A 17,499-nucleotide genomic window follows, 5' to 3' on the forward strand; every position below is an offset into this window, starting at 1 on the left:
GCTGCTATGCTACACACTCACCCAACGTTCAAACTCGCTTTTATCGGTGGGGGTAACACGTCTGCGGTTGGATACGTACACTTTTGTGCAGCACACATGGATCATAAGTTTCAAGTTGTTGCTGGTGCTTTTTGTCGTAACCAAGAAAACAACAAAGCGACAGGCATTCATTGGGGTATATCTTCAGATCGTGTCTACGATGATTGGAAATACATGGTCGAAGCTGAAAAAGATCACATTGATGCGTTTGTAGTGCTCACTCCAACACCTCATCATTTAGAAGTTCTACAATACCTATTTGAAAAAAAGCTTCCTGTGATCTGTGAAAAAGCCATGGTTTGCGGCCCGAAAGAAATAGCTGCACTAAGACCATACTATGACCCTGAAAAGCAATTTTTAGCGGTAACCTTTAACTACAGTGGTTATGCTATGGTGCGGGAGTTAAAGCACCTAATTAATTCAGGAAAGTTAGGGGAAATTCAAAAAATTCATTTAGAAATGCCACAAGAAGGCTTTCGCCGACCTCCTGATATTGCCGGTAAAACGTCGCAACCGCAAGCCTGGCGCCTGCAAGACGCTGAAGTGCCAACAATATGTCTAGATTTAGGTGTACACCTTCACCACCTAAGTAGTTTTTTATTAAATGAAGAACCAAGTCACACACTTGCAGAGTTTAGTAACCACTCTCAATATGCTAATTTAGTCGATGACGTACACATGCTCGTAAAATACGCCAGTGGCATTAAAGGTAGCATGTGGATGTCAAAAACAGCTATTGGTCATCGTAATGGGTTACAAGTTAGAATTTATGGCGATATTGGCAGTGCCAAGTGGCTACAATTAAACCCTGATGAATTAGAACTTAACTTTAACGATGGTAGACGAGAAATCCTCGACCGTGCAGGTCAATGTGATTATGCTCATCAATTTAGATATAACCGAATGAAACCAGGACACCCAACTGGCTTTGTTGAAGCGTTTGCCAATTTATATAGCGATATAGCCCAAGATCTCGCGTCTTTTCAACAAGGTCAAACAAGCAGCAACTCATACGTGTTTGGTTTAGAGCATGCCGCTGATGGCTTAAAGCTATTTGCTGCCGCAAAGCGCTCAACACAAACGTTAAGTTGGGAAGATGTGTAATATTACACTTTACACTGAAAGTATTTATGTTTGATACTTGGCTTATGAATTTTACCCATTTCAGTTTTCGGTAAAACTGCCATATCAAACAAAATCCGTGGTTGCTGATAGTCAGTAAGTTCTTTGAATAAATGCATTTGCAACTGCATTTTTGCATTCACTGGCGCAGTATCATTACAAACAAAAGATAATAAAATGACTTCTCCAAATTTATCATCACTTACTCCAAAAGCCGCACACTCAGCAATCCAAGGTAAGTAATTAGTTACCAACTCAATATCGCTCGGGTAAACATTGATCCCGCCCGATTTAATAACTTCTTTTGTTCGACCAACATAATAAAGATAATTATCATCATCCAAATAACCAAGGTCACCAGTAAAAAAATAACCATCACTGTCGTAACTCTGCGCAGTTTGCTCTGGTAAGTTATAATATTGTGCAAACGCAGTTGGTGAGCGACAAGCTATTTCACCGATATTACCATTAGACAAAGTATTACGTTCAGCATCACATATTTTTATTTTCAGATTTGGTAAAGGCTTACCTACACTATTGATCGGTACATTCGGCTCGGTTATATCAAAATCACTGATCACCCCCATTTCTGATACCCCATAACATTCATGAAAACGGCAATTCAAGGCTAATAACAGTGACTTTTTGTCGTCGCTTTCAAGCGTTGCAGAAGATGATACAACACACTTCAAGCTTGTTAACTGCGCTTTTGCTAACTCTGGGATCAAGGCCTTTAGTTGACTTGAAACAGCAAATAAAAAACTAATTTTATGAGTATTGATTGCATCAAGCCAAGCATTAACTGAGAACTTGGGTAAAATAACTACACTTGCGCCCAACATTAGTGGCATCAGTAAAGAGCGCTGTGCAAGTGAATGATATAAAGGTGTTGAAACCAACACAACATCGCTTTTATCTAATTGGTAATACTGAGCCGTCGCATCAAATGCGCGAACAATTTTAGTCGCTTGAGTAAATACTATTGGCTTAGGTTGACCAGTAGAACCTGAAGTCATGGTAAGAATATAAGGTAAATTGATATTTTCTACTGGAAACTCCTCATATTGCGCCGTGGATGCAGACATTACATTGACCAAATCAATCAAGTTATCACTATTGCCACCTATCGTAATTATATTGTCGGTAGCTAAAACATCATTATTAACAAGTTGTTCAGCCACACTTATCCATGCTATAGCATACTCGCAATCAGCTACTTGTAACGCTTTTGATAAAGCCTGTCCTTTAAGAGTTAGTGGTAATGGCGCAAGCGCAATACCCAGTTTAGCCGCAGCTAATAAACAATATGTAAACTCGAGGTTATTTGGACAAAATAACGCAACTTTATGTCCTTGCTTAATTCCTAACTGAGTCAGGCCAGCAGCTAAAGAATCAACCTTATTTATTAGTTGTTGGTAGTTAATTTGGGTCTGTTGATATATACACGCAATTTTCTCAGGTTGAGTAACCGTATGTGATTGAACAAGCTGGTATATATTTTTATTGTGCATTTGGGTCCCACATTACAAAATTAAACTGCTCATCGGCCAAAGGAAATAACTGTTGCGTTACTTTATATTCTTTTGAATGTATTGGTATTGCCACAAATCCCATATAGCTATTTAGCAAATTTACAAATTTGTTGTCTTTGTGGATCACCGCAAGCCAAATAGCATTGGGATGACTCGCTTTACAAAACTCAAGTTGCCATTGTAAGGCGATCATAGCTATGGGCAAGGAAAGATCTTGATTACAAGAAAACCAGCCGCCATATAAATACTTATCTTTATATAAATTATGCCAGATATACAAACTTTGAGATTGTCTACTGCCTTCTCGCTCTGTAATCACAAAGTTAAAACGTGATTGATTAAACCACCATAAATAATGTTCCAATGGCTTAATAGCATTCTGCACAGTCATTCTCACGCTATTGCTAGGTAAGTTTCTAGCCGATAAATAACTATTTATATGGGTATCATCAACTTGGCAAACAACCAAATTATCTGTTAATTCAGACTTTACTTCGCAGTGCTGCTCAGCAATAGCAAAACAATTTGTTGATATCTTCTCACCGACAAGAGATTTAGCTATTCGCCGTGCCCCCTCGCCATCAACCGATACTTTTCTTTTGGCTACCAGCAATTGTAATCTTGTTAATTGACTAAGAGCGATATCAATTAACTCTCCTAATCGCAAAAAATCATCAATAGAAACATCATTAATATGGAGGTAGTGACCTAACCATTCCAAGATATCAATATCATTAGTCTGGTTATCCTCAAGAGAAAAAGTAATCGCTGGTGTTTTAGTCGCAGCACATTCATAAAAAGAGGTGCCTAATGCACCCACAAAAAGTGAGGCTCTTTCATAATACTCTTTCAGGCAAGTTACATTCTCTAAAATATTAATATTTGGAAACTCTTGCCCAATAGCATACATAGTATCTTTATTCGTTGCATAGGGACCTACCACTATATCAAAAAGAACATTTGCTTGAATGGCTCTTGGTAATCCATCAAAGATTCTTTTTAGAATAAAAAGATCACCACCGCCACCTAATGAAAATAAAACTCTAACGGGAAGATCTGACTCCGAAGAGTGCTTTTCAACGGTACGATATGTGGGATCTAAAATACAATAATTCGGGCCTAAAAGACGAACGCAATCAGTCGGTACTAGCGATTCATAACGGCTCTTTGTATTCGGTCCTACCCATTTATAATCAATCAAAAAATCGCAAGTATGTTGCCGCTCGTTATCATCAATAACGGTTAAGGTAAAACCGGATTTCTTTATCAACTGCTCGTATTCGTGCGGTAAAGTATAACTATCAACTATTAAATGCGATAAACTATTCTGATGCATATAATTAATTGTTAAAAGTGCGTCCTCTTCATAATTTTGCCAATGAACATCAGCCACTTTAAAATCTGCATACAGCGTTTGGCTAAACTGACATAAATCATCAAGAATTATGTGGACACCTAATTGATGCTGTTTTAATGCAGAGGCCAAATGTTTCATTCGCATTAAATGACCAATGCCATTGTCTTGCTTATTAGTGATACGAATTGCAAACATAATTATTGCTTTGCCATAACCATATCAACAAATCCACTCACATAATTCGTCTTTGGATCAAGCAATTCCTGAGGTTCAATTTTTATACCGAAAGTCAATTCAATCTGCATTACTAATGTCAGAATCTCAAATGAATCCAAAGCTATATCATCCTTGAATGAAAGCTCTAAAATATTATCAATATCAACAGCGCAACCTCTGTCTGTAAAAAACTGATATAAAAAGTTAATAAGTTGATTTTTCATTAATGAGAACCTTTTGGAATACAATACAAAACGGTGCTTAACCCTAAATGTTCATGTACTCGTAAATACATATCGTAATTAGGCTGCAATTGATCAATAAATTGAGGGAGTTCCCATAAATCTTTCGGTTTATGGTAAACACAAATAGCTAGCACAGGCTGTTGGGTTTGAATTAAACTTTTGGCACCTTCAAGAGCAGCTAATTCGGCCCCCTCTATGTCCATTTTTATATAGTTTATATCCATAGCTTTACAAGTTGAGTCTAAATCAACAACAGATACTGAAGAATCATTTATAACTTCACTTTGTATAATATTGCTGGAGCTTGTTTGCCCTTGATTAAAATTAAGTAAATCAACACATTTCCAAACCCCCGAAGGGAATGCTTGAAAAGAAATTTCAGGATTATTTTTCTTTAGCCTGTTTTGTGTATTTGTAAGTGTTTGATAATTATTTGTATCGGGTTCAAATGAGGAAATATGCTCAAGTGTTATAATATTTTTTTTATGAAGTTCTACAAACGCCTCTACTGTATCCCCAGTATAAGCACCACAATCGATAAAACGAATTGGTGATTGAAAATTGAAAGGTATATCATCTGGGAAGTACTCAATTTTTCTATCCGGTTCAGGGTAGTCATCAATAGAAAGGGATGCCCTAAAAGCACACAATTTATCTAATATATTTTTACTTTTATCATCCCCCAAACGCGCTCGTAACCACTTAATACTTGGTAAATTCAACATATCATGATGACTTGTGCGCATCCATAAATGCTCTAGCTGTGCATATTCCTTAAACACTTCTGGGAACTCTCGTGCAGCCTCAAAAAAGCCAAGAACATTATTATAACCGAGCCCTTGTAGGCGCTCTTTGATTTGCCCTCTATTAGAGTTAACTAACGGCGTTACAGCAACAATGACTGTCATATTACGATCAGCTGTATGCTCATAAAAAATAGGTAAATTATACTTCATCTGGCTAACTAAACGTTGATCGATCCACCCATTAACTTGTAGCTTTTGCTTTACTAAAATTCTATAAAAACATTCTCCAAAATGACCCGCTCCGTAAATTAGATAGTTCATTTAATCGCTCCAACGTGATGCCAAGTCAAAGGCATACCTTTTTTAATCGCTTTCGTTGCGAGTCTGCCCGTTATAAATCCTAAATCCTTTGGCATCAGCTCACCTACACCAGGTCTTAGATTGACCACATTCTCTTTGTTCAAAACTTCACCAGAAGCAATATCCCTCAATGCAAATAGGCAACGCCTTGCTTTACTGGGCTCACTAGGGAAATGTACACTGCCAATAGCCAACTCAACTTGCCTAACTCCTTGAACTAAATCTTCAAGTTCATCTGGTGTCATGGAAAAAAAGCTATCAGCCGTTTCATCTTCTTTACTCATCACAAAATGCTTTTCTATAATTGTCGCCCCCATAGCTACAGAGGCGACAGGTATATGGTTACCTAATGTGTGATCCGATAAGCCTATTGGTACTTTAAAAACATCTGCTAAATGAGGGATTGTTTTTAAATTAATGCTTTGCGGGGGAGCTGGGTAGCTACTTGTACATTTCAATATAGCTAAATCTGTTACTCCTGCTTGGTGAGCAACTTTCACAGCTTCGTCAATCTCAGCAAGCGTTGCTCCACCTGTTGACATAATCACCGGCTTTCCAGTCGCAGCAACTTTTCGAATGAGGTCATGATCGATCAACTCTGGCGAAGCTATTTTATATGCAGGTGAATCAAAAGATTCCAATAAATCGACTGCAGAATCATCAAATGGTGAAGAAAAAATAGTGATACCGATTTCATTCGCCAGCTGAATTAAAGGGGCGTGAAAATCCCATGGCATATATGCCCCTTCGTATAAATCATATAAATATTGTCCTTGCCATGGACCTGTTGCTTCAAAATGCGGTAATTTACAATCCATTGTTAAAGTATCTGCGCGGTAAGTTTGTAACTTTATCGCATCAGCTCCGGCCTCTTTTGCGGCTCTAACTAACGCTTTAGCCTGCTCTAAATTTTGACCATGGTTTGCTGACATTTCGGCAATAATATACACAGGATGACCTGGCCCAATTTTTCTACCATCGATAGTAATTTCAGAATTAAACGCCATTTGCGCCCCTTAAATTGCACTGTCAAAAAATCATTAAATCAAAGCAAATTTCATACCTAATTATCTACAATAGCTTACAATTTGATAAACTATATTGATCCAAAAGGATTTTAACTTTTAAGTTATGTGCAAGAGTGTAATGATTTGCTATATTTATCTCAATAATAATTACGATTACCAGTGACCATGTCTGATGTATTAATAATAATTCAAGCACGTATGACATCAACCAGATTGCCTGCCAAAGTGATGTTGCCGCTGTGTGGCAAACCAGTGTTACAAATTATGCTTGAACGCTTACCAAACTGGCACGATCAAATCATTGTCGCAACAACTAATGATGGCACTGAGCAGCCTATCTTGGATTTATGCACACAGCTGAATATTAAAACCTACCAAGGGGATACACAAGACGTACTAAGCCGCTATTATCTGGCTGCTAAACATTATAATGCTCAATCATCTACAACCATAGTTAGGCTAACGAGTGATTGTCCACTGATTGATGAAGAGCTATGTAACAAAGTGATTAATGAAAGAGTGACTCAAACCTATGACATGGTTAATTTAGGTCCTCATAGTGGTTACCCTAGAGGACTTGACTGCTGCGCATTTTCATTTGATTTACTAGAGAATACCCATCTAAAAGCAACATCACCGGACGATCGTGAGCATGTTACGTTAGGCATGGCAAAATTTAATACTATAACGACTCACACATTCAGTGCGTATGAAGATTATAGCCACTTTCGCCTAACACTTGATGAACCAGACGATTACAAAGCAATTACCGCTGTTTATGAGCATTTTTTGAATAAAGTAGATTTTTCCTATAATGATTTAATAAAAACATTAAAGGAAAACCCTCACATCACCGATATAAATAAACATGTAGAGCAAAAATCTACTTAAGTTAGGCATAATAATTGTATGTCATTGAACATTATATTTATGACTACCAAAGAATTAGAGAATATTAAATGAATCCAAAAACAATATTAGTTACCGGTGCAACTGGCTATAAAGGAACTGTACTGGTTCCAAAACTACTGGCTTTAGGCCATCGCGTAATCGCGTTTGACATCCAATGGTTTGGTAATTTTTTGCCCTCTCATGACAACCTCTCAGTCATTAAAGGTGACGTACGCGACACTGATACGATTAACTTAGACGGTGTGGATTCTATTATTCATCTTGCTTCTATCGCAAACGATCCCTGTGGTGATTTAAACCCTAAATTAACATGGGAAGTGAGTGCGTTAGCAACTATGCGCTTAGCCGATAAAGCAAAGCGCTATGGAATAAAACAGTTTATTTATGCGTCATCGGGTAGCGTATACGGCGTTAAAGATGAAGAGCAAGTAACTGAGGACTTAACGCTTGAGCCTATTTCTGAATACAACAAAACGAAAATGGTTGCAGAGCGTGTACTTCTTAGTTATGCCGACGACATGGCGGTACAAATTGTACGCCCAGCAACTGTATGCGGTTTATCTAAACGAATGCGCTTAGATGTTTCTGTCAATATGCTGACAATGCAAGCTCTAAAAAATGGAAAAATCACAGTGTTTGGCGGCGATCAAGTCAGACCAAATATTCATATTGACGATATTACTGATCTCTATATTTATATGCTGGATAATCCAGAGAAAGTCTCTGGTGTCTTTAATGCAGGGTTTGAAAATATCTCAATTATGGATATAGCAAAAATGGTACAGGCTAAAATAGCATGTGAGATTGAGGTTACTCCTTCAAATGACCCTCGTTGTTACCGTATTAACTCAGATAAATTACTCGCAACTGGTTTTACACCCAATAAAAATGTCGACACAGCCATTACCGAAATTATTACAGCTTACAAACAAGGTTTATTAAAAGATGAAGATCATTTTTACAACCTTAAATGGATGCAAAGAGAAGTTTTATGACTAACAACCAATCTGCAACCACTATAGCCAAGGATTCAGTGAAAAACCTGACAACAAACTATGTGAACACCCTAACGGATGTATTAAAACAGTTAGATAGTGAACAAGTTAAGAGTCTTGTTGATACCTTACTTACTATGAAGGCAAATAACGGCACTTTATATTTATGTGGCAATGGCGGCTCAGCAGCAAATGCAATCCACCTTGCAAATGACTTTACATTTGGTATTAGCCCAGAAGGTAATGCATTAAAAGTTGAAGCATTACCAGCAAACAGCTCTGTTTTAACTTGCCTAGGCAATGACATTGGTTATGAAAATATTTTTGCACATCAGCTAAAAGTTAAAGCAAACAGCAATGATATTTTACTTGTTTTATCTGGTAGCGGTAACTCTGAAAATATAATTAGAGCGACTCAACAAGCACTCGACATTGGCATGAAAACAGTGGGCATTTTAGGATTTTCTGGCGGTAAAGTTAAGCCTATGCTTGACCAAGTTTTCCATTTCGAAGTCCAAGATATGCAGATATCAGAAGATACTCAAGTTATTGTCGGGCATATCTTAATGAAAGCTCTATACAATGCATTACGTGAGGCTAATTAATGACCACCATTGTCTACGGAATTACAGCCTCAACAGAAATGTTTATCCGATCAGAATATAATACTGACAATAATATTTTTGCTTGTACAAACGGTGGCGAATCATACAAAGGCACGCCTGCAAAATCATTAGAAGAATTATCAAAACTAGAAAAAAAACAAACGCTCCAAGTAGTAATTTGTTCTGAATTTGTCTTTGATATCTTACAATCTTTAAATAAAATTGGTATTACCACTAATCAATGTTCTTTTTTTAACCACATGAGCGGTAAGCTCATTCCTTGTATACAAATGCAATTTGATATTGATACTAAATCAACGTTATATGCTTTTTATGATCTCTCTTATAATTTGCCCTGCTTTGATGTAACTACTTTTATCGTTTTAGCTGAAATAGAACGAAAAAAACAAAATAAAAAAAATATTCAATTTGTAATTATCCCTAGCCATAGTGACGATACTCCAGGATTAAATGTATATCACGATAACGTTGATGCTAAATGGCGTATCGAAAAGGTTATTAAACCCATGTTTAATTGTCTTGCCTCATGCATAGGTATTGATCAGCCGATTTCGCAAAGTAGCCTTGTATACTATAAAAGCTTGAACCCTAGCATATATCCAAATAACTACTTTCAAAACCCTAGACAAGCAGCTGGAGATTTTAAATTATTAAAATCTTATGCCGAGCAAAATATTAAATTAAGTAACTTAGCACCTCCACAACAAGCTTATACTATTGTTAATGACTTCATAAGACATAACGTGGGCAAAAAAAAGCTAATAACAATTACATTGAGAGAATATTGGGCAAATTCCGAGCACAGAAATAGCAATACAACGGCATGGCTTGATTTTGCATTATCACTAGACCTCAATGAATACTTTCCGCTAATTATTAGAGATACTTATAAAGTAAGTGAGCCCCTTGAAGAAAAATATCAATCGCTTACAACGTATCCCCTTGCAGCTGTAGATTTAAGTATCAGGCTCGCCTTATACCATGAAGCGTATATAAATATGGGTGTTGACAGTGGTCCTCTTTATCCGATTAGCTATCTTGAAGGGGCTCGCTCAATCATTTTTAGATGGTGTTCGAATGATATTCCAAATCTATCAGACAGAACAAATAGCATGCACGGCTTTGAAGTTGGAAAAAATCATTACTTTAATGATAATGAATTTCAAATAAATGCATGGATGGATGATTCATTTGAAAATATTCAAACTCAATTTTCTCTTCTTGAGAATAAAATAAATAAGGCGGCAATCTAAACTATGAATGACTCATCAATTTTAGTTTTAGGAAGCAATTCATTTTCAGGGGCATCATTTTGTGCGCATATGCTAAAAAATGATCAGCAAATTGTTGCTGTTAGTCGCTCATCAGAACCTAATTCAGCATTACTACCATATAGTTGGCAAAAAAATGCAGATAAATTGCAATTTAGCCAACTGGATATAAATCATCATCTGCAAAAAATTATTGATATTGTTAAACAGAAAAAAATTAAAAAAATTTATAACTTTGCTGCACAAAGCATGGTTGGTCAAAGCTGGCAACATCCTGAACATTGGTTTATGACTAACACTGTTTCAACGATCAAGTTACACAATTCTCTCCGACAATTAGATTTCCTTGAAAAATACATCCATATATCAACTCCCGAAGTTTATGGTAGTTGTAACGGATTAGTACCAGAGCATACTAATTATCAACCCAGTACACCATATGCAGTCTCCCGTGCTGCTGCAGATATGAGTCTACATACATTTGCAGATGTTTATGACTTTCCAGTGGTATTTACACGAGCTGCCAATGTTTATGGTGAAGGCCAACAGCTTTATCGCATAATCCCTCGTACTATTTTATATGCCCTACTAGGCAAAAAATTACAGCTGCATGGCGGAGGGCATTCAACACGATCATTTATACATATTGACGATGTATCTTCAGCGACACAACTTATTGGCGAAAAGGGTAAAAATGGTGATATTTACCATATTTCAACAGAGCAAATGATCTCTATTCGAGTACTCGTTGAAACAATCTGCAATATGCTTAAGCTCCCATTTGAACAAGTGTGCCAATCGACTGAAGATCGATTAGGAAAAGATGCAGCATATTTATTAGACACAAAAAAAATTCGCTCCGAGCTAAATTGGCAAGATTCTATTTCATTAGAAAACGGCTTAGAACGAACAATTTATTGGATGAAGCAAAATTTAGATGTACTCGCCAAGCAAGAACATGACTATATTCACAAACCTTGAGGTAATCATGATAGGACAAGAAATAGATTTACTAAAAAATTACCCTAAGTCTAAGCGTGATCTTTCTGGTAGATTAGAAGCCAAAAGTGAAGCAGTTAGAGCTATAGCGCGCCAATTTGACGAGGAATTCTTTGATGGTGATAGAGAGCACGGCTATGGTGGTTTTAACTATCATTCAAGATTTTGGCAGCCAGTCGTGCCTGACTTTATTACGCACTTTGGCCTGCAAGAAAATAGCAGTTTATTAGACGTAGGCTGTGCAAAAGGATTTATGCTTTATGATATTTTACAACAGCTACCAACAATGACATTAAGTGGAATAGATATATCCCATTACGCATTAGACAATGCCAAACAGGAAGTAAAGCACTTATTACAACAAGGTTGCGCTACTAAATTACCTTTCGAAGACAATAGTTTTGATACTGTAATATCAATTAACACTATTCATAATTTAGATCTTAATAATTGTGCAAAAGCACTGCAAGAAATAGAGCGAGTTTCTAAAGCTAAAGCATTTATTACTGTTGATGCATATAGAAATGAACAAGAAAAAGAACGCATGGAAGCCTGGAATCTAACAGCCAAAACAATGATGCATGTTGATCAGTGGAAAGAGTTTTTCAAAGATACAGGCTACACTGGCGATTTTTATTGGTTTATACCCTAATGAAAAAACTTGATGCATATTTCGAATCATTAAGAATTCGAAAAATAGAAGAAATGATAGCCTTACGCTACCCTGAGCAAGAAATGAGATGCCCAACACATCTGTCAATAGGTCAAGAGCTAGTACCTGTTGTTGTTTCTAATTTTTTATCTAAAGATGATAAGGCTTTCAGTTCACATAGAGCACATGCCCACTATCTAGCCAAAGGCGGATCATTAAAGAAAATGATAGCTGAATTATATGGCAAGGCGACAGGCTGCACAGGTGGCAGAGGTGGCTCTATGCACTTAACAGACTTGGATTGCGGTTTTATAGCTAGCACTGCAATTGTGGGTAATAGTATACCACTGGCGGTTGGCAGTGCGCTAAGTCAAAAACTACAAAATAGCAATTTTTTGACCGTAAGTTATTTTGGTGACGGTGCAACGGAAGAAGGCGCTTTTTACGAGTCGTTAAATTTTGCAGCAGTTAAATCTCTTCCTATATTATTCATATGTGAGAATAACCGCTATTCAGTGTATAGCCCATTAGAAGTTCGCCAGCCGGTTAATAGAAGCATTACGGATTTATCGCAATCAATTGGAGTTGAAAGCTTTCACACTGACGGAAGTCTTTTAATACCACTAACCTATGCCGTTGAGAGTGCTATTGAATATATTAGAAAGAATAATGCCCCAGCACTCTTAGAGCTTGATACATATCGTCACAGAGAGCATTGCGGTCCTAATTTTGATGATGACTTAAACTACAGAGCCGCAGGTGAAGTCAAAACATGGCTTGAAAAAGATCCGTTAAAATTATTATTCGCGGAACTATCAGCAGATCAACATTTCGAGAAAACTCATAACGAAATGATTATCAAAATAAAAAATGAAATAGAAGATGCTTTTCTTTTTGCTGAAAATAGCCCTTTTCCAAATCCACAGTTAAACGAAGAGTTTCTTTATGCAAAATAAAACAACAACATTCGCTGAAGAAATAAACCAAGCACAGCACTGTGCCATGGCTGAAGACGATAGCATGATTTGTATGGGATTAGGTATTAATGATCCAAAAGCTATTTTTGGTACAACTACAGGCTTACAATCAAAGTTTGGCTCAGACCGTGTCTTTGATATGCCAACATCTGAAAATGCAATGACGGGTGTGGGGATTGGCGCAGCTATTACTGGCACACGTGTATTAATGACCCATCAACGAGTCGATTTTTTCTTGCTTGCCATGGACCAACTTGTAAATAATGCCGCTAAGTGGCACTACATGTTTAATGGGCAAATGACTGTACCTTTAACAATACGTTTAATCATAGGTAGGGGTTGGGGTCAAGGACCCACTCATCAACAAAGCTTGCAATCATGGTTTGCACATATCCCTGGACTTAAAGTTGTTACTCCAAGCTTAACTGATAATGTAGGACAGCTACTTTATCAAAGTATAATGGATAATAATCCAACTATTTTCCTTGAACATCGATGGCTGCATAACCAAAACATCGACAAAGAAACGTGCGTCGATTACAACTCAAACATGCAAACAACGAGAGTCATCAAAGAAGGTGAAGATGTCACTATCATCGCTAATAGCTATATGCTCCTAGAAGCCATACACTGCCACAACTTCCTAAAAAAACAAGGTGTTAACTGCGAGGTAATTGAGGTATCTGAACCGACAAATATTGATTGGCAAACTATTTATAACTCGGTCAATAAGACTCAAACCTGCATATGCACTGATATAGGACATAACTCATTTTCTGTCTCTAGTGAAATTTCAGCAAAAATATATGAAGCATGCTTTACTTCCTTAAAAAAACCAATAAAACGAATAGCACTCCCCTCTTACCCTGAACCTACGAGCTTTGGATTAACAAAAAAATACTACAAAACCAGAACTGAGATTACTAAAGCTGTATCTGAACTCCTTGATAGGGAAATATTTATGACCGAAGATGTAGAATTTCCTCACGATGTTCCTGGTAACTGGTTTAAAGGCCCGTTTTAATGAATCGAGTATTAATTACAGGAATAAATAGTGGTATTGGGCAAGCACTTGCTGAGCGCTTAAGCCAAAATACGATTATTCACGGTACTTATCGAGGGCGAAAATCAAACTTAGATTTTGCTGAACTAACAAAAGTTGATTTTAGCTCACAAAAAAACGTTGACGATTGGTGCCATAAAACGAACTTTTCAATATATGATAGTATAATTTTTGTTCATGGCACACTCGAACCAATCGGTTCTCTATCAGATTGCTCTTATGACGATTGGGAAAATGCATATAGAATTAATTACTTATCTATAGTGCAAGTGTTAAGTTCAGCAGTTCTAAAAATGAAATCAAACTGCAAAGTCCTGACCTTTGCTGGCGGAGGCGTCAATAGCGCCCCGACGAAGTTCAACTCTTATATAAATGCGAAAGTAGCATTAATAAAAATGACTGAAGTTTTAGCTGCTGAATATCCCGATTTAATCTTTCTAAATGTTGGTCCTGGCTGGGTAGATACACCTATTCACCAACAAACACTCCACGCAAAAGAAATAGTGCCGGAAGCATATAAGGAAACAGCCAGAAGATATGAGGAAAATGACTTTGTGTCTATGCAACTGGTCATCGACTCCTTAATTTTTCTTCTTGATAATGCAAATAGTAAGTTTAGTGGACGAAACTATAGCATTGCATCCAAAGAAATTTTTCATGAGGATTTTTTGGAGTCTCTTGAAAACCCAAATATCTACAAATTGCGTAGACTCAATAAAGAGCATACATAAATGAAACTAACGGATTATATTGCATCTTACCTTGCTCAATTAGATATTAAGCATGTATTTGTTCTGCAAGGCGGTGCTGCTTTACATTTAATTGACTCAATTGAAAAACACCCTTCGCTTTCAGCTATTGCAATGCAACATGAGCAATCATGTGCGATGGCTGCTGATAGTTATGCAAAAACACACCATGTACTAGGCGTGACTATAGCCACATCAGGCCCAGGCGCTACAAACTTATTAACAGGTATCGCAAGCTCCTACTTTGACTCTGTAGCTACTTTACATATAACTGGAAATGTAGCTTCATTTAGGCAATCGCATAAATTAGGGGTTCGACAATATGGTTTCCAAGAAACCGATATTGTTTCTATGGCAAAGCCAATAACAAAGTACGCAATACAATTAAAAAGACCTAATGACATTATCACTGTATTACCTGAAGCTATAAAAGCAGCATTAAGTGGCCGGCCAGGGCCTGTGTTAATAGATATTCCTGATGACTTTCAGCGAGAGATATTAGATATAAAAAAAATACCATTTGAAGCTTTTAATCAATCAACTGTAAACCATAAAGTAATTCAAGAAAACATATTTAATAACTTCATAGTGTCATTAAAACAAGCGAAAAAACCTTTATTTATTCTTGGTGCTGGGTGCCATAACTCAGCAGAACGGTTAATTTCACTTGCAACAAAACTAAAAATCCCCTTTCTATCGACTTGGCCGCTCAAAGGGATTGCAAATCATGATGACGAGCTAAATCTAGGGAATTTTGGAACTCATTCTTTACGTGGGAATAATATCGTTTTACAAAATTGTGATTTTATAATTTCTATTGGGTGCAGACTAGATTCAAAGGCCACAGCAAAATTAGATACTTTTGCACGTGAAGCTAAAATCGCAATGGTGGATATTGACCATAATGAAATAGAGAAATTTGCCCAATTAGGCAAAGTAATCAACTATCAATTTCCTGTATCTGTTCAAGTTTTTTTAGATGCTTTTTCACTGCATTGTGAAGATTTAATTGAAATATTTAAAAATAACGATGTGTGGCTAAATTATATTACGGATGTCACACAAGAGTTTAACTACATACCTGAATATAACTACGGTGGTGTAAACCCATATTTAGCTGTTGAGTTGTTTAGTGGTGCTTTCTGTGATGACCAAAATATATGTGTGGATACAGGTACTTGCTTACCTTTAACTCTTGTCTACGGTAAAGAGAAAAAAGGCCAGCAGTATATTTCTTCATATAATAATACCCCCATGGGCTATGCTTTACCTGCATCGATTGGTGTTGCCCTAGCAAAAGAAAAAGAAGTATTTTGTATAGTTGGCGATGGTGGTTTGCAAATGAATATCCAAGAACTTTCAACGTTAAATCACTTGAAACTTCCAGTCATTATTATTGTATTTAACAATAGTGGTCATTGTATGATAAAACAAACCCAAGATGATTGGCTAGACTCAAATTATTTTTCTGCTGATTGTAATAATGGCTTGCCTCACATAAATTTTTCTGAAGTTGCTAAAGCTTATGGGATCGACTCTGAAAAAGTTGAAAATAATGAGCAATTAAAATTATTAGTAGAACGTTTACACCTTCGCATGGATCAAGAAGGGCCAAAGCTTATCGAATTAGTAATTAACCCAAACTTTAGATATGAACCGATTATCAAGTATGGCAATCCATTAGAGAATATGAGCCCTGAACTTGCTTACATAAAACAAAAAAAAGCTATGCTTATACCCAGTTTGAAGGAAAATCTATAATGATAAACTTACACCAAGAGCTGGTTATGCTAGCTAGGAATACACAATCACACGTACAATCAAGCAGTGATTACCAGCTTCTTAACAAAAAACTATCAAAAGTAATTGCCAGCGCTTATAACACGACATCAACACCAACATTTTTATTAACGGATAATATTACATTTTCTCTTCCGTATTACGATATGGGCAATATTAATACGACTCATTTGTTTGGTATTGATGAGCTAATCATTTTAAGCTTTTACTTGAAAAATAAAAATAACTATAAGAATGTGTTAGATCTTGGCGCTAATATCGGTCTGCATTCAATAGTGCTGAGCTTATTAGATTACCAAGTTACATGTTTTGAAGCAGACCCTGAAACATTCCGCGTTTTAAAACAAAACCTAGAATTAAATAATTGTAAAAAAATTAAGCCAATAAATGAAGCCGCGGCAAGTTTTGATGGCAAAGCTGAATTTACACGAGTATGTGAAAACTTAACTGGAAGTCATTTGAGCGGCGCAAAAAGTAATCCCTATGGAGAGCTAGATAAATTTGAAGTTAAAGTTAATAACATAGGTAATATAGCTAAAGAATTTGACTTAATTAAAATTGATATTGAAGGTCAAGAAGCAGATGTATTAACTTCAATTTCTTCGGAGGACGCTTTAAAAATTGATTTTATGATGGAAATTAATGGCGAAAAAAATGCAAAAACTATTTTCGACTACAGTTTACAAGTCGGCTTAAATATTTTTCTTCAAAAAAATGATTGGAAAAAAGTGAACTCTCTTGCCGAATTACCCCTAAGTCATAGAGAAGGTAGTGTTTTCCTTTCTAGTAAAAATAAGATGCCTTGGTAAA

The 17,499-nt window shown here is 36.5% G+C and carries 17 protein-coding genes; 12 read left to right on the plus strand and 5 right to left on the minus strand.

What is annotated here, in order from left to right; genetic code table 11:
- Positions 1–6: 6 nt before the first annotated feature.
- A complete protein-coding gene (locus BW142_RS00340; protein WP_076923514.1) occupies positions 7–1,143 on the plus strand; it encodes a Gfo/Idh/MocA family oxidoreductase in 1,137 nt (378 codons plus the stop codon).
- Between the two features lie 2 nt (positions 1,144–1,145).
- Here BW142_RS00340 and BW142_RS00345 read toward each other — a convergent pair whose 3' ends face one another.
- The 5 genes from BW142_RS00345 to pseI are packed head-to-tail and all read right to left on the minus strand — an operon-like array spanning position 1,146 to position 6,624.
- Positions 1,146–2,672 carry a class I adenylate-forming enzyme family protein gene (locus BW142_RS00345; RefSeq protein WP_076923515.1) on the minus strand — a complete coding sequence of 509 codons (1,527 nt, stop codon included), beginning with the start codon at positions 2,670–2,672 and terminating at the stop codon, positions 1,146–1,148.
- Positions 2,662–4,245: a hypothetical protein gene (locus BW142_RS00350; RefSeq protein WP_076923516.1), complete on the minus strand. Its 1,584-nt coding sequence runs from the start codon at positions 4,243–4,245 to the stop codon at positions 2,662–2,664. The genes BW142_RS00345 and BW142_RS00350 overlap by 11 nt, the downstream gene beginning before the upstream one ends.
- A gap of 2 nt (positions 4,246–4,247) precedes the next feature.
- Positions 4,248–4,490 (minus strand): phosphopantetheine-binding protein, encoded by a 243-nt coding sequence (locus BW142_RS00355; protein WP_076923517.1) that lies wholly within the window; start codon positions 4,488–4,490, stop codon positions 4,248–4,250.
- Complete coding sequence (locus BW142_RS00360) at positions 4,490–5,578, minus strand: FkbM family methyltransferase (protein ID WP_076923518.1); 1,089 nt, start codon at positions 5,576–5,578, stop codon at positions 4,490–4,492. Before BW142_RS00360 ends, BW142_RS00355 begins: the two co-directional genes overlap by 1 nt.
- Positions 5,575–6,624 carry a pseudaminic acid synthase gene (gene pseI / locus BW142_RS00365; protein ID WP_076923519.1) on the minus strand — a complete coding sequence of 350 codons (1,050 nt, stop codon included), beginning with the start codon at positions 6,622–6,624 and terminating at the stop codon, positions 5,575–5,577. Before pseI ends, BW142_RS00360 begins: the two co-directional genes overlap by 4 nt.
- A 186-nt stretch (positions 6,625–6,810) precedes the next feature.
- Between pseI and BW142_RS00370 the strand changes: the two genes are divergently transcribed.
- The 11 genes from BW142_RS00370 (at position 6,811) to BW142_RS00420 (ending at position 17,498) form a co-directional block, all read left to right on the plus strand.
- On the plus strand, positions 6,811–7,536 hold the full coding sequence (locus BW142_RS00370; protein WP_076923520.1) for a glycosyltransferase family protein: 726 nt from the start codon (positions 6,811–6,813) through the stop codon (positions 7,534–7,536).
- 68 nt (positions 7,537–7,604) lie between these two features.
- The gene (locus BW142_RS00375; protein WP_076923521.1) at positions 7,605–8,552 is read left to right on the plus strand and encodes an SDR family oxidoreductase; all 948 of its coding nucleotides are present in this window, start codon (positions 7,605–7,607) and stop codon (positions 8,550–8,552) included.
- Positions 8,549–9,157: an SIS domain-containing protein gene (locus BW142_RS00380; RefSeq protein WP_076923522.1), complete on the plus strand. Its 609-nt coding sequence runs from the start codon at positions 8,549–8,551 to the stop codon at positions 9,155–9,157. Before BW142_RS00375 ends, BW142_RS00380 begins: the two co-directional genes overlap by 4 nt.
- Positions 9,157–10,431: a hypothetical protein gene (locus tag BW142_RS00385; RefSeq protein ID WP_076923523.1), complete on the plus strand. Its 1,275-nt coding sequence runs from the start codon at positions 9,157–9,159 to the stop codon at positions 10,429–10,431. The genes BW142_RS00380 and BW142_RS00385 overlap by 1 nt, the downstream gene beginning before the upstream one ends.
- 3 nt (positions 10,432–10,434) lie before the next feature.
- Positions 10,435–11,430: a GDP-mannose 4,6-dehydratase gene (locus tag BW142_RS00390; protein ID WP_076923524.1), complete on the plus strand. Its 996-nt coding sequence runs from the start codon at positions 10,435–10,437 to the stop codon at positions 11,428–11,430.
- Positions 11,408–12,100 (plus strand): class I SAM-dependent methyltransferase, encoded by a 693-nt coding sequence (locus tag BW142_RS00395; RefSeq protein WP_253188782.1) that lies wholly within the window; start codon positions 11,408–11,410, stop codon positions 12,098–12,100. The genes BW142_RS00390 and BW142_RS00395 overlap by 23 nt, the downstream gene beginning before the upstream one ends.
- Positions 12,100–13,056: a thiamine pyrophosphate-dependent dehydrogenase E1 component subunit alpha gene (locus BW142_RS00400; RefSeq protein ID WP_076923525.1), complete on the plus strand. Its 957-nt coding sequence runs from the start codon at positions 12,100–12,102 to the stop codon at positions 13,054–13,056. Before BW142_RS00395 ends, BW142_RS00400 begins: the two co-directional genes overlap by 1 nt.
- Positions 13,046–14,101: a transketolase C-terminal domain-containing protein gene (locus BW142_RS00405; protein WP_076923526.1), complete on the plus strand. Its 1,056-nt coding sequence runs from the start codon at positions 13,046–13,048 to the stop codon at positions 14,099–14,101. The genes BW142_RS00400 and BW142_RS00405 overlap by 11 nt, the downstream gene beginning before the upstream one ends.
- Positions 14,101–14,871 carry an SDR family oxidoreductase gene (locus BW142_RS00410; protein WP_076923527.1) on the plus strand — a complete coding sequence of 257 codons (771 nt, stop codon included), beginning with the start codon at positions 14,101–14,103 and terminating at the stop codon, positions 14,869–14,871. Before BW142_RS00405 ends, BW142_RS00410 begins: the two co-directional genes overlap by 1 nt.
- Entirely contained in the window at positions 14,872–16,650 is a 1,779-nt protein-coding gene (locus BW142_RS00415; protein ID WP_076923528.1) for a thiamine pyrophosphate-binding protein, read from the plus strand.
- Complete coding sequence (locus tag BW142_RS00420) at positions 16,650–17,498, plus strand: FkbM family methyltransferase (protein WP_076923529.1); 849 nt, start codon at positions 16,650–16,652, stop codon at positions 17,496–17,498. The genes BW142_RS00415 and BW142_RS00420 overlap by 1 nt, the downstream gene beginning before the upstream one ends.
- Position 17,499 lies beyond the last annotated feature (1 nt).

This window comes from Pseudoalteromonas sp. EB27 (assembly GCF_001974875.1).
GTDB lineage: Bacteria > Pseudomonadota > Gammaproteobacteria > Enterobacterales > Alteromonadaceae > Pseudoalteromonas.